Annotated in this window: 12 protein-coding genes and 1 pseudogene; 10 read left to right on the top strand and 3 right to left on the bottom strand. The window is 34.4% G+C overall.

Annotated elements, in window-relative coordinates; translation table 11 throughout:
* Window positions 1–18: 18 nt before the first annotated feature.
* Both GMA17_RS05390 and GMA17_RS05385 read left to right on the top strand, forming a co-directional pair.
* On the top strand, window positions 19–357 hold the full coding sequence (locus GMA17_RS05390) for a DUF2853 family protein (RefSeq protein WP_248399961.1): 339 nt from the start codon (window positions 19–21) through the stop codon (window positions 355–357).
* A 132-nt stretch (window positions 358–489) separates the two neighbouring features.
* Window positions 490–1323 (top strand): S1 RNA-binding domain-containing protein, encoded by an 834-nt coding sequence (locus GMA17_RS05385; protein WP_248399959.1) that lies wholly within the window; start codon window positions 490–492, stop codon window positions 1321–1323.
* Between the two features lie 220 nt (window positions 1324–1543).
* On the opposite strand, the gene GMA17_RS05380 is transcribed toward GMA17_RS05385, so the two are convergent.
* Window positions 1544–2662, bottom strand: coding sequence for a C1 family peptidase (locus GMA17_RS05380; protein WP_248399957.1), 1119 nt, complete (start codon window positions 2660–2662; stop codon window positions 1544–1546).
* Between the two features lie 51 nt (window positions 2663–2713).
* Here GMA17_RS05380 and GMA17_RS05375 point away from each other — a divergent pair, with 51 nt between their 5' ends.
* The 4 genes and pseudogenes from GMA17_RS05375 (at window position 2714) to GMA17_RS15475 (ending at window position 6051) form a co-directional block, all read left to right on the top strand.
* Window positions 2714–3553, top strand: a complete 840-nt coding sequence (locus GMA17_RS05375; protein ID WP_066256461.1) for a 1,4-dihydroxy-2-naphthoyl-CoA synthase — start codon at window positions 2714–2716, stop codon at window positions 3551–3553.
* A 9-nt stretch (window positions 3554–3562) separates the two neighbouring features.
* Window positions 3563–4465 carry a 1,4-dihydroxy-2-naphthoate octaprenyltransferase gene (gene menA, locus GMA17_RS05370; RefSeq protein ID WP_248399955.1) on the top strand — a complete coding sequence of 301 codons (903 nt, stop codon included), beginning with the start codon at window positions 3563–3565 and terminating at the stop codon, window positions 4463–4465.
* 77 nt (window positions 4466–4542) lie between these two features.
* The gene (locus tag GMA17_RS05365) at window positions 4543–5220 is read left to right on the top strand and encodes a metal-dependent hydrolase (RefSeq protein WP_248399953.1); all 678 of its coding nucleotides are present in this window, start codon (window positions 4543–4545) and stop codon (window positions 5218–5220) included.
* 76 nt (window positions 5221–5296) lie between these two features.
* A pseudogene (locus GMA17_RS15475) lies at window positions 5297–6051 on the top strand (GIN domain-containing protein).
* A 1-nt stretch (window position 6052) separates the two neighbouring features.
* On the opposite strand, the gene GMA17_RS05355 reads toward GMA17_RS15475, so the two are convergent.
* Window positions 6053–6844, bottom strand: coding sequence for an SDR family oxidoreductase (locus GMA17_RS05355; RefSeq protein ID WP_248399949.1), 792 nt, complete (start codon window positions 6842–6844; stop codon window positions 6053–6055).
* 38 nt (window positions 6845–6882) lie between these two features.
* Window positions 6883–7800 (bottom strand): sterol desaturase family protein, encoded by a 918-nt coding sequence (locus GMA17_RS05350; RefSeq protein WP_248399947.1) that lies wholly within the window; start codon window positions 7798–7800, stop codon window positions 6883–6885.
* A 57-nt stretch (window positions 7801–7857) separates the two neighbouring features.
* On the opposite strand from GMA17_RS05350, the gene GMA17_RS05345 reads away from it, so the two are divergent.
* The 4 genes from GMA17_RS05345 (at window position 7858) to GMA17_RS05330 (ending at window position 13193) form a co-directional block, all read left to right on the top strand.
* Window positions 7858–8910: an o-succinylbenzoate synthase gene (locus GMA17_RS05345; RefSeq protein ID WP_248400619.1), complete on the top strand. Its 1053-nt coding sequence runs from the start codon at window positions 7858–7860 to the stop codon at window positions 8908–8910.
* 31 nt (window positions 8911–8941) lie between these two features.
* Window positions 8942–9901 (top strand): CPBP family intramembrane glutamic endopeptidase, encoded by a 960-nt coding sequence (locus tag GMA17_RS05340; RefSeq protein ID WP_248399945.1) that lies wholly within the window; start codon window positions 8942–8944, stop codon window positions 9899–9901.
* Between the two features lie 6 nt (window positions 9902–9907).
* Window positions 9908–10975, top strand: coding sequence for an AMP-binding protein (locus GMA17_RS05335; RefSeq protein ID WP_248399943.1), 1068 nt, complete (start codon window positions 9908–9910; stop codon window positions 10973–10975).
* 73 nt (window positions 10976–11048) lie between these two features.
* On the top strand, window positions 11049–13193 hold the full coding sequence (locus GMA17_RS05330) for a VWA domain-containing protein (RefSeq protein WP_248399941.1): 2145 nt from the start codon (window positions 11049–11051) through the stop codon (window positions 13191–13193).
* Window positions 13194–13204 lie beyond the last annotated feature (11 nt).

Here is a 13204-nt window from a genome sequence, read left to right as displayed (position 1 = left end):
AAATTAATTTTTATAAACATGAGTAAAAGAGACGAATTAATAGCTAAATATGCAGCCGATTTAAAAGATAAATTAGGTGTAAATGCAGATATGGATTTACTGACAAAAGTAACTATTGGCTGTGGACCATCTATTTATAATGCGGATGCAGCAACGGTTTCAGGTTCAGATGCATCGGAATTAGCAACGGTAAAAAACAATTTCTTAATTAAAAAACTTGGATTAAAAGATAGCCCGGAATTAGATAAAGGAATTGAAATAGTTATGGAACAATACGGTAAATCCAACCGTAATAAGTACAGAGCTGTTGTATATTATCTATTAACTAAACATTTCAAAAAGGAATCTGTTTACTAGATCTTCATAACATATGTAAAACGCCACTTCTTCAAGTGGCTTTTTTTATACCTAAATTTAAAATATTGAGGATATTTCTAAATCCATAAAAACAGATACACAAGATATCTCATAAAATAGTACCTTTGTCACATGATAAAAATTGGAGAATACAATACATTAGAAATCCTTCGCGAAACCGAACCAGGATTATTTTTGGAAGACGCGGATGGAAATGAGGTTTTACTGCCAAACCGCTATGTCCCGAAAGAATTTAAAATTTGGGATAAACTGGATGTATTTGTGTATTTAGATAACGAAGAACGTCTAGTTGCCGTTACCGATAAGCCGTATATTCAACGTGGTGAATTTGCTGTATTACGTTGTAATGCCGTTACCGAACATGGTGCTTTTTTAGACTGGGGAATGGTTAAAGAGTTATTCTGTCCATTTAGAGAACAGGCCTTTAGTATGAAAAAAGGCGGCTGGTATTTGGTGTATTGCTTTCTTGATGAAACGTCTAATCGTTTAGTTGCTTCTAGTAAAACCAATCAGTTTTTAGATAATAAAGAATTAACGGTTGAAGCTTTTCAAGAAGTGGATTTAATAGTTTCGCATCCATCTGATATTGGTATGAATGTGATAGTGAATAAAAAACATCAAGGCTTAATTTTTAACGATGATATTTTTCAAGACCTTTCCATTGGCGACCGCTTAAAAGGCTATGTTAAGAAAATCCGACCTGATAATAAACTGGACATTGGTTTAGGTAAAATGGGTTACCGAAGTATCGAACCGAATGCGGATTTAATAATGAAGGAACTGGAAGACCATGGTGGTTATTTAAACCTTACAGACAAATCTGATCCAGATACTATAAAAAATGCGCTTCAAATGAGTAAAAAAAGCTTTAAGAAAGCTATTGGAACCTTATACAGACAAAAATTGATTGAAATTAAAGATGATGGGATTTATTTGGTAGAATAGGAATCCTCTAGTATATCTTACAATTTGAAACTATTATAAAAAAGTCATCAACAGCGATTTAGGAGTTGATGACTTTTATTTTTTTTAGTTGCTTGAAAGTCTATTTAATTAAACATTTCCCAATTCAATAACTAGGTTATCAAGTCAGCAAAATTTAAGTCTTGATTCTTGATTATAAAAGTCCCGATAATTATCGGGACGGTCTTGGTTCTTATTTTTATTACAATTTCAATTTCTTCTTTAAATCGTTAGTAACAGCGTCTTTATGCACCATGACTGAAATGGTTTTTAAACGCATAAAAGAATCACTCATATATATATAACCGTCATTGGCTACGCGACTTTCATCTGTTCCCCAAGAATTTTTTACCTTATAATATAAGGTGCCATTTTGATCTTTTAGCATACCAGTAATATGCATCAAATGATCGTCTGTTGTAGCGTAGTTTTCAAATTCTTGTTGTCTGTATTCTGGAGTAATTGTTTTTTCCGGACGTACGCTAATAATAGCTTCAGCAGCGGTTGCATCATCTTTAGGAATTACCGCAATACCGTGTTTAGCAGAAAATGTTTTTTCACTCACATCACAATCTAATTCAACCGTAAAACCATTTTCTAAAGCGTGATTAATGGTGGACATCAGTTCATCTAATTGCACATTATAAAAACTACCATTGGAGAAATTATCGGGAATATTTAAAATGAATTGGGAGTAAAACGGCTTGTGTGTAAATGAGGTTATGCTTACATAATTATCAGGATTAATTTGCGTCATTGCCTGAAACGATTTTGGTGTATATTCCACACCTTCATATGTAAAGGAGGTAATATCTTTTCCTAAATAGGTATCCAAAGTACTATTTACAACTGCTTGCCATTTAGGTGATAATCGTCTTCCTGGATTTTCAATATAAACATCCAACATGCCATTTAAAACGGCTACCATTTCAGCATGATTGTGTCCAGTTACCCCAGTTTCCATGCCACTATAAACGGATTGTGGTACCAAACCATAATCGCGAATACTGTTCATAACATCATGAGCCAAACCACCTTCACTAAATTGTGCTTTTCCTTGACGCATAACATAATTCCATGCTTTTTTAGGATAGGTGTGACGGACTTGAAACATTTCAGAAATATCAATTTGTTTTCCCGTTAACCGCATGATTTCACTTTCTAAAAATGAGGATGTTGAAAAACTCCAACATGTTCCCGTATTTCCTTGGCTAATCACATCGGTGGCATCTAAATCGATTACCGATTCAAAGGTGTAACTTTGTGAAAAACTGGTTGTGATTGTAAAAAGAAAGGCGAATAAAAACAGAATATTTCTCATGGTACTGAATTGTTAGATAAATAATAATTATTTTTGACAAAAATAAAGAAAATGAGTGTAGCAAACTGGAAAACGGTTAAGGAATATGAAGACATCACCTATCAGAAATCTGATGGTGTGGCACGCATAGCTTTTAATAGACCAAATGTTCGAAATGCCTTTCGCCCAAAAACGACTAGTGAATTATATGATGCGTTTTATGATGCACATGAAGATGTGAATATTGGGGTCGTATTATTATCAGCTGAGGGGCCTTCAACCAAAGATGGTGTTTATAGTTTTTGTTCAGGAGGCGATCAAACAGCACGTGGTCATCAAGGTTATGTTGGTGATGATGGTTATCATAGACTTAATATTCTGGAGGTACAACGTTTAATTCGTTTTATGCCAAAAGCCGTTATTGCCGTTGTTCCGGGATGGGCAGTTGGTGGTGGACATAGTTTACATGTAGTTTGCGATTTAACATTAGCTAGTAAAGAACACGCTATTTTTAAGCAAACGGATGCCGATGTTACCAGTTTTGATGGTGGTTACGGATCTGCTTATTTAGCTAAAATGGTTGGACAGAAAAAGGCCCGTGAAATTTTCTTTTTAGGTAGAAACTATTCGGCACAAGAAGCTTTTGATATGGGCATGGTAAATGCAGTTATTCCACATGACGAATTGGAATCTACGGCCTATGAGTGGGCTCAAGAAATTTTAGCCAAATCGCCAACATCTATAAAAATGCTCAAATTTGCTATGAATTTAACAGACGATGGTATGGTTGGTCAGCAAGTTTTTGCTGGAGAAGCTACGCGTTTAGCCTATATGACAGACGAAGCCAAAGAAGGTCGTGATGCCTTTTTAGAAAAACGTAAGCCTAATTTTCCAAAAAAATGGATTCCTTAAATACAGTCTATGCCATCAATAAAACATTGGGTTTCAGCAGCAAGATTGCGCACCTTACCATTATCCATTTCAGGAATTATTCTTGCTACAAGTTTTGCAGCCTATAATGGATATGTAAATTGGTATATTTTTGTTTTAGCACTTTTAACAACGGTTGCACTACAAGTGCTATCCAACTTTGCTAATGATTATGGCGACGGTGTTAAAGGTACCGATAATGATGAACGTGTAGGTCCAAAACGTGCTTTGCAAAGTGGAAATGTATCTGCAGACCAAATGTTTATGGCTATAAAAATTAATATTTTAGTCATTATAGCTTTAGTTGTCACTTTACTTTTTTGCGCTTTTGGTATGCGTCATTTTTTATATACCATGCTATTTTTAGCCTTGGGAGCACTTTCAGTTTATGCGGCAATTAATTATACCGTTGGCGATTCTGCTTATGGTTACAAAGGTCTAGGTGATGTATTTGTATTTATATTCTTCGGATTAGTAAGTGGTTTAGGCACGTATTTTCTATACACCTTAAAAATAGATCACGTTATTATTTTGCCGGCTTTTACCATTGGTTTATTGAGTGTGGCGGTTTTGAACTTAAATAATATGCGCGATATTATTTCGGATGAAAAATCAAATAAAATTACGTTAGCCGTAAAGCTCGGTTTTGAAAATGCCAAACGCTATCATTATATTTTAATTTGTGGTGCTATTCTTCTTTCCTCCGCATTTGCAGTTTTGTATTATGTTTCGCCATATAATTTAATGTTTATGGTTATGTATATTCCACTGGTGAAGCATTTATTCTATGTTAGAAAAACGACTAACCCTTCCTTACTAGATTCAGAATTAAAAAAAGTGGCTATTTCTACATTTCTACTCGCCATTTTAATGGGAGTGGGCTATATTATTTAGTAGATTTTATGGCTATCACTTCATAAAATTGTTTTAGATTTTGTATTTTTCAATACCGAATTTAAAACCCTCTTTCAATGAAAATTACTTTTTACGGTCATGCCAGTTTAGGAATAGAAGTAGATGGTGTTCACATTCTTGTGGACCCTTTTATTACGGGTAATGAGAACGCCAAACATATAGATATTAGCACCTTAAAAGCGGATTATATTTTATTAACTCATGCACACCAAGATCATATTTTGGATGTGGAAGCGATTGCTAAAAATACAGATGCCGTTATTGTTTCCAATTTTGAAATTGTAACCCATTTTCAAAATAAAGGGTTGGAAGGACATCCTATGAATCATGGAGGTTCTTGGGACTTCGAATTTGGTGTTGTGAAATATGTAAATGCTATTCATACCTCGTCGTTTCCTGATGGCAGCTATGGTGGACAACCAGGAGGTTTTGTTATTGAAGGCGAACATAAAAACATCTACATTGCTGGAGATACAGCATTAACCATGGATATGAAACTCATTCCACTACGTACCAAGTTAGATTTAGCCATTTTACCAATTGGCGATAATTTTACCATGGGAATTGATGATGCTATTTTAGCCAGTGATTTTGTGCAATGTGATAAAGTGTTAGGCTACCATTTTGATACCTTCGGATATATAGAAATTGATCATGAAGTTGCAAAACGCAAATTTTTTGAAAAAGATAAAGATTTAATGTTATTGAAAATTGGCGATAGTTTGGAATTGTAATTAAAAAACGTATTCAAAACTGTAACAAACCTAAAAAGTGCTTGTCTTTAAGGATATATTAATCAAAATACGCATTATGAATTCCTTTTTAAAAAGTACGTCTCCAATTATCACTATTTTTTTTATTACCCTTTTTTTAAGTGCCCACTTGGTTGTTGGACAAAATAAAACCTTTAGCGTTAAAACGTTTGACAAAGTTATTATCAGTCCACATATAGAAGTTGTTTTTAAAACTGGTGATAAGGAAGAAGTGGTTATTGAAATGATAAGCGAACCTTTAGAGGAAATTAATGTAGAAGTTAAAAACAAAACACTGCAAGTTTATTTGGATGATGCTAAAATCATCACCGAAAACGATAAAGAAAAAAGCACCAAACACAGAACGGTTGAGGCTTATAAAGGAACCGTGGCAAGAGCAACTATTTACTATAAAAAAGTAAAATCGTTTTCTTTAAGAGGCGAAGAGCGTTTTAATTTTGAAGATGCCATCATATCCGATAAAATTGTCTTTAGTATCTATGGTGAATCTCAAGTAACCATGAAAGAAAAGATTTAAAAGTATCCATATATGGCGAAAGTTATTTAGTTATTGAAAAGGGTAGTATTGAAAACCAAAAAATAATTGGTTATGGTGAAAGTACGGTCGATTTTTCACAGGTAAATAATAAGGAAACCAAAATAACGGCTTATGGCGATGGCAGTTATCAATGCAATGTGTCTGATAAGCTTAAAATAAGGTCCTACGGCGAACCAACAATTACCTATAAAGGAAGTGTTAGAGTAGAAAACGGCTTATCATTTGGTGACGTGGAAATTGTAAAAATAGATTAATTTAACGTACAGCACTTCTTAAGGTATACCAATGCAGAAATTTTGGAAAGAAACGTTTTAAAAAAACGCCTAACACTTCTTTTTTACCAATATAAACTTCAAATTTATTTTTATAAACGGCTTTCAGCATGCGTTCAGTAAAAACGTCTGCTGGAAGCCCTTTTTCTGTAGCTGTATCTTGGGTGTTTTGTTGCTCACCATTGCCAATTAAGGCATGGCGTGCAATATCAGTATTTACAAAACCTGGACAAATTAAAGTGACAGATATTCCGTCTTTTTCATGTTCTAATCGTAAGGCATCAAAAAAGCCATGAAGCGCATGTTTGGCTCCACAATATCCTGACCGGTAAGGCGATGCGAACTTCCCCATTAAACTCGTTACGGTTACAAACTGTCCAGATTTCTGATGCACAAAATAGGGTAGCAATGCTTTTGTAAGGGCTACAGTTCCTAAATAATCTACTTCCATCAGTTTTTTATCAACAGCAATATCGGTTTCAATAATGAGCGACCGTTGACTAATGCCACCATTATTTATTAAAATATCAATCGTGCCAAAACTGCCGATGGCACTTTCAACAATTGGTAACATATTATTATAATCGGCTAAATCAAAAGGCACACAGGCAATATTTTCGGGATTGGGTTGCGCATTTTTTACGATTTCCAAATCTGTTAAACGTCGGGATGAAATAATAAGTTGGCATTTCTGCTTTGCCAAACTAGCAACCAAAGCTTTACCAATTCCGCTGGAAGCTCCCGTAATCCATATAACTTTGCTGTTGAAATTCATAAAAATGCTCGCCAAAACGGGTGTCTCTTTATTTAAAACTAATCTTCTTTAAGCTGCGACTGCGACTGCAAACTACTCTCCAGCCACTCCCGACGTAAATCATCACTCAATTTTCCGGTTCCATCATGCGTCCAACCAGGTGGTTTCACTAAATAGAGAAACCGATTTTTTAAAGATTTTCTACCAAAAAAAACATCTTTTAGCATATTTCGCCATTCTATAAAAGCAATTTTTACGGGATTATACGTGTTAATATTAACAACCAAACCATAAATAACTCTTTCCTCTTTTAATTCAGGTTGGAACGTACCAAATAACTTATCCCAAATAATTAGAATACCTGCATGATTTCTATCTAAATACAACGGATTACTGCCATGATGAACCCGATGATGAGATGGTGTATTAAATACGGCTTCAAACCACTTAGGCATTTTATCAATAGCTTCGGTATGAATCCAAAATTGATATAACAAACTAATAGACATTTGTAATAAAATCATGGCAGGATGAAAACCCAATAAAGGCATCCAAAGCCAAAAAACGAACGAATAAAATCCGCCAGACCATGTTTGGCGTAAAGCAGTACTTAAATTATATTTTTGCGATGAGTGATGCACCACATGTGATGCCCAAAACAAACGACTTTCATGAGAAATACGATGAAACCAATAATAAGAGAAATCATCCGCAAAGAAAATTAATACAAAACTCCACCAAGCTACAGGAATAGTAAACAATCGGAAGTTGTCATATATCCAAAAGAAGACCAAAAGCACAATAGCTTTGCTTAAAAAATTCAAGAAAACATTACCCAATCCCATAGCAATAGACGATAAGGCATCTTTTGTTTCATAGGTCCTAATCTGTTGTTTGGTAGTAACATACATTTCAAGCAACATTGCTAAAACAAAAAACGGAATGGCAAATACAATAATGTTTGGAAATTCAGGCATTAGGATTGTTTTATGTTGTCTAAAATACAAAATAAATTGAGTACTTTTGAATACTATATGAAAGCATCTTATCATAAATATATTCTTAATTTTAAGCAGCCAAGTGGTACGTCTCGAGGGGTTTTAAAAACGAAGGAAACTTGGTTTATTATTCTAGAACATGAAGGAAAACAAGGGATTGGTGAATGTGGTATTTTACGCGGTTTAAGCGCGGATGATGTTCCTAATTATGAAGAACAATTACAATGGACGTGCAAAAACATCCATTTAGGTCTCGCCGTTTTATATACTAAATTAAAAACTTTCCCAAGTATTCAATTTGGTTTGGAAATGGCTTTTAAATCTTTGGATGCTAAAACACCTTTCGATTTATTTCCTTCACAATTTACTCAAAACAATAAATCTATTCCTATTAATGGTTTGATTTGGATGGGAACAGATGCTTTTATGAAGCAGCAAATTCAAGATAAAATTGAAGCAGGTTTTACCTGTATTAAAATGAAAATTGGTGCAATTGATTTTGAAACGGAGATTGGTTTGCTGAAGTCTATTCGGAATGAATTTTCAGCTAATGATATTGAATTACGCGTGGATGCCAATGGCGCTTTTTCTGAAACCGATGTGTTAGAAAAACTAAAACGTCTATCCGATTTAAATTTACACTCTATTGAGCAACCAATAAAAGCTGGCCAAATAGAAGCTATGGCAAAATTATGTTTGGAAACTCCGCTTCCAATTGCTTTAGATGAAGAATTAATTGGCGTTTTCGAAAATTCAGACAAGGCATTGCTTTTAAATCACATTAAACCGCAATACATTATTTTAAAACCGAGTTTTGTAGGAGGCTGGAAAGGGAGTCAAGAGTGGATTCAACAGGCCGAAAGCAATCAAATTGGTTGGTGGATAACAAGTGCTTTGGAAAGTAATGTAGGTTTGAATGCTATTGCCCAATGGACATATACTTTAAACGCAAATATGCCTCAAGGTTTAGGAACAGGAAGTTTATTTACTAATAATTTTGAGAGTCCTTTAACTATAAACACAGGTTCTTTATTTTATGATAATAACAAGTTATGGCACTTCAATATAAGCGCTACAACTAGCAATTAATTTAAGTTTAACACGAACACAATTATAAAACATGTACATAGCACAAGCATTTAAAGGTCTGCACGAATGGTGGCGATATATTATTGGAATCCTCATTATTTTTCTAGCGGTCGTGATAGGACAAATGCCATTTACCTTGGCTGTTTTATTTAAAACCGTTTCCGATGGTGGTAATGCTTTTGGCATGACGGAAGCGCAAATGATGACAGTATTGGAACCAAATTTAAATCTGTTCCTCATGTTGCTATCTTTTGCAGCTGGTTTGGTAGGGGTTTTTATTGTGGCTAAATATCTTCATAAACAATCCATCGTATCTTTAACAACTGCGCGTGATAAAATTGACTGGAAGCGTTTTTGGTTCGCTTTTATTTTATGGGGATTTGTATCTACTAGTTTTATTTTTTTAGATTATTTTTTGTCGCCGGAAGATTATGTTTTAAACTTTAAACTCGTCCCATTTATCATTCTATGCGTTATTGCAATTGCACTAATTCCACTTCAAACGAGTTTTGAAGAGTACTTATTTCGTGGGTATTTAATGCAAGGTATGGGTGTTATTACTAAAAATAAATGGGTGCCGTTGTTAACCACATCCGTGGTATTTGGACTTTTACATATCGCTAACCCGGAAGTTAAACAATTAGGCTACATCGTCATGGTTTATTATATAGGCACAGGTTTGTTTTTAGGTATTGCAACATTAATGGACGAAGGGCTAGAATTAGCTTTAGGGTTTCATGCCGCCAATAATTTGTTTACAGCTTTATTGGTAACTGCAGATTGGACAGCACTTCAAACACACTCCGTATTTAAAGACACATCATTACCTGGAGCAGCTGGTTTTATGGACGTGTTTATGCCTGTTTTTGTAATTTTTCCAGTTGTACTTTTTGTGTTTTCAAAAAAATATAATTGGAACAATTGGAAAGAAAAATTGTTTGGTACTGTTGAAGCTCCAATAATAGAATCTGAAAATATAACAAACAACTAATTAATCATGACACCAACATTTGATAAAGTTCACAATCATTTTCAACTAAATGGTATTCATTATAATCGTGAAGGTTTAAAGGAAGTCGCTTATAGTTTCATCAAGGAAGGTGACGATTTTGAAATAGCTATTGGCGAATTTTTAGCAGATTGGTTGGATTCAAATGAAACACTTACGGTACAAACATCAGGTTCTACTGGAACACCTAAAACTATTGGTGTTAGTAAACAAGCTATGGTGCATTCAGCACTTACCACAGGTAATTTTTTCGAATTGCAACCAAAAGATCGCGCACTTTTATGTTTGCCTGCCGGAACGATAGCCGGAAAAATGATGTTAATTCGTGCTTTGATGTTGGGTTTACATTTAGATAGTATTCCACCAAAAAAGATGCTAGAAATTAATCCGCGTAAAACATACCAATTTGCTGCTATGATTCCCATGCAATTGCAAAAGAATCTGTCTAAAGTTACCAAAATTAAAACCATCATTGTTGGTGGAGCTCCGGTTTCAAAAGATTTAAAAAAGATTATTCAGACTATAAAACCAACAGTTTATGAAACCTATGGTATGACTGAAACCGTTAGCCATATTGCCGTAAAGCAACTTAATAATTTTTCTGAAGAAACACCGAAACCGTATTTTCAAGTATTACCCGGCGTTATAATTTCACAAGATAATCGTGAATGTTTGGTTATTGATGCTAAAAACATTTCCGAAGCCATAATTGTTACGAATGATGTGGTTAAAATTCAAGATAAATCCACATTTGAATGGTTAGGACGTATAGATCATGTTATTAATTCTGGAGGTGTCAAAGTCTATCCCGAAGTAATTGAAAATACGCTGACAGCTCATTTAGATGAACGATTTTTTATTGCTTCACAACCTGATAACGAGTTAGGCGAACGTGTTATTTTAGTTATTGAGGGTGAAGAGAAAACCATAAAACAAGACGTCTTTACAGGATTAAATAAACATGAAATTCCTAAAGATATTTTCTTTGTAAAACATTTTCAAGAAACCCATTCTGGAAAAATACAGCGAAAAAAGACACTTGCCTCAATCAAATAACCCATTCACGAATTCCTAGTTTTTATTATGACCATTGTGTTTTAGGTTTACCTAGAATTTAAAACACAAAACCATGAAAAATCTATTACTAATTGTATGTGTGGCCTTTATAAGTTTGCAAATACACGGGCAAAAGAAAACAATCTCGGGAACTATTACAGATGAAAACGGACTGCCATTACCTGGTGTGAATATTATAGTTAAAGGAACTTCAAATGGTACTCAAACCAATTTTGACGGATTATATACCATTCAAGCCATTGAAGGCGCTACTATATCCTATTCATTTATCGGTTATATAACTGCAGAACGAAAAATCAAGAAAAACACAAACACTATTTCCTTCGCCATGCAAGTGGATTCTGAATCATTGGAAGAAGTTGTTGTGACTGCTTTAGGTATCAAACGAAAAGCTACAAGAAGAACGATGTCTTACCAGCGTGTTCGTACGGAACAACTATCACAAAGTTCCAACCCAAATATAGTTCAGTCTTTGTCAGGAAAAGTATCAGGATTACAAATAAACACTAATAATAATGGTGTTAACCAAAGCACTCGAATTGTTTTACGAGGCAATCGCTCGCTTTCTGGAATCAATCAAGCGCTTATTGTAATTGATGGCAATGTAGTTTCGGCGGAAACTTTATCAAAAATAAAACCTAAAGATATTGCGAGTACAAATGTTATAAAAGGTGCAGGTGGTAGCGCTTTGTATGGTTCCCAAGGTTCAAATGGTGTTATTATTGTAACAACAAAAGGGAGTAATTATAAACTGCCTAAAGAAGTCAAACATCATATAATTCAACCGAATACGTATGATAATAATGATATTTACGAAGAAATTGTAGAAAATACTTTCGAAAATGTGAAAACAAAACCGTTGTCAACGTTTTCAATAGATGTTGACAAAGCATCTTACAGTAACATCAGACGGATGATTAATAATGGACAAGAAATTCCAGCGAATTCAGTTAAAATTGAAGAAATGGTAAATTATTTTGACTATGATTATCCGCAACCAACAGGTAAACATCCATTTTCCATAAACACCGAACAAATTCAAACGCCTTGGAATACAGATACGCAATTAGTACGTGTTGGTTTACAAGGAAAAACGTATGAAAATGACCAATTACCAGCATCCAATTTAACTTTTTTAATTGATGTATCAGGTTCTATGGGAAATGCGAATAAATTGCCTTTATTGAAATCAGCTTATAAATTATTGGTGAACCAATTACGTCCTCAAGACTATGTTTCTATAGTTGTTTACGCTGGAGCAGCTTGTGTGGTTTTAGAACCAACATCTGGCATTGAGAAAGAGAAAATTATAGCAGCTTTAGATAAGTTGCAATCTGGAGGCTCTACAGCTGGTGGACAAGGTATTGAGTTGGCTTATAGTTTGGCGGAAAAGAACTTTAAGAAAAACGGTAATAATCGCGTAATTCTAGCAACAGATGGTGATTTTAATGTGGGCGCTTCTTCCGATAAAGATATGGAAAAACTAATTGAAGACAAGCGCAAAACAGGTGTGTTCCTATCCGTTTTAGGGTTTGGATATGGGAATTACAAAGATTCAAAATTAGAAACATTAGCAGATAAAGGCAACGGAAACCATGCCTATATTGATACGATGCAGGAAGCACAAAAAGTTTTTGGAAAGGAATTTGGCGGAACCTTATTTACGATTGCTAAGGATGTAAAAATTCAAGTAGAATTCAATCCTGCGGTTGTTCAAGCCTACCGATTAATAGGTTATGAAAACCGGTTGTTAGCTGATGAAGATTTTATTGATGATACCAAAGATGCTGGTGAATTAGGCAGTGGACATACCGTAACGGCTTTATATGAAGTTATTCCAGTTGGTGTGAAAAGCCATTATTTAAAAGATATTTCTGATTTAAAATATACCAAAAATGAAAATGCGTCTAGTTTCTCTGATGAACTATTCACCGTGAAATTCCGATACAAAAAACCAGATGGTGATAAAAGTATCGAGATGGTTCATGTGCATGAAAATAAAGTTGAAAACGCATCAGTTGATATGAAATTTGCTTCAGCTGTTGCGTTATACGGTATGCAATTGCGTCATTCAGAATATGATAATAATTCCAAGTTGAATGATGTATTGGATTTAGCAAAACAGGGTAGAGGCCAGGATGGGAATGGTTACCGTTCCGAGTTTGTTCGATTGGTAAATGCATATAATAGTCTGTGATAATTTTATGG

The organism is Bizionia sp. M204 (genome assembly GCF_023205095.1).
GTDB classification, from domain to species: domain Bacteria; phylum Bacteroidota; class Bacteroidia; order Flavobacteriales; family Flavobacteriaceae; genus Algorimicrobium; species Algorimicrobium hallyeonense.
Note: the sequence above shows the minus strand (reverse complement) of the source record. Positions and strands in the feature narration are given on the sequence as shown.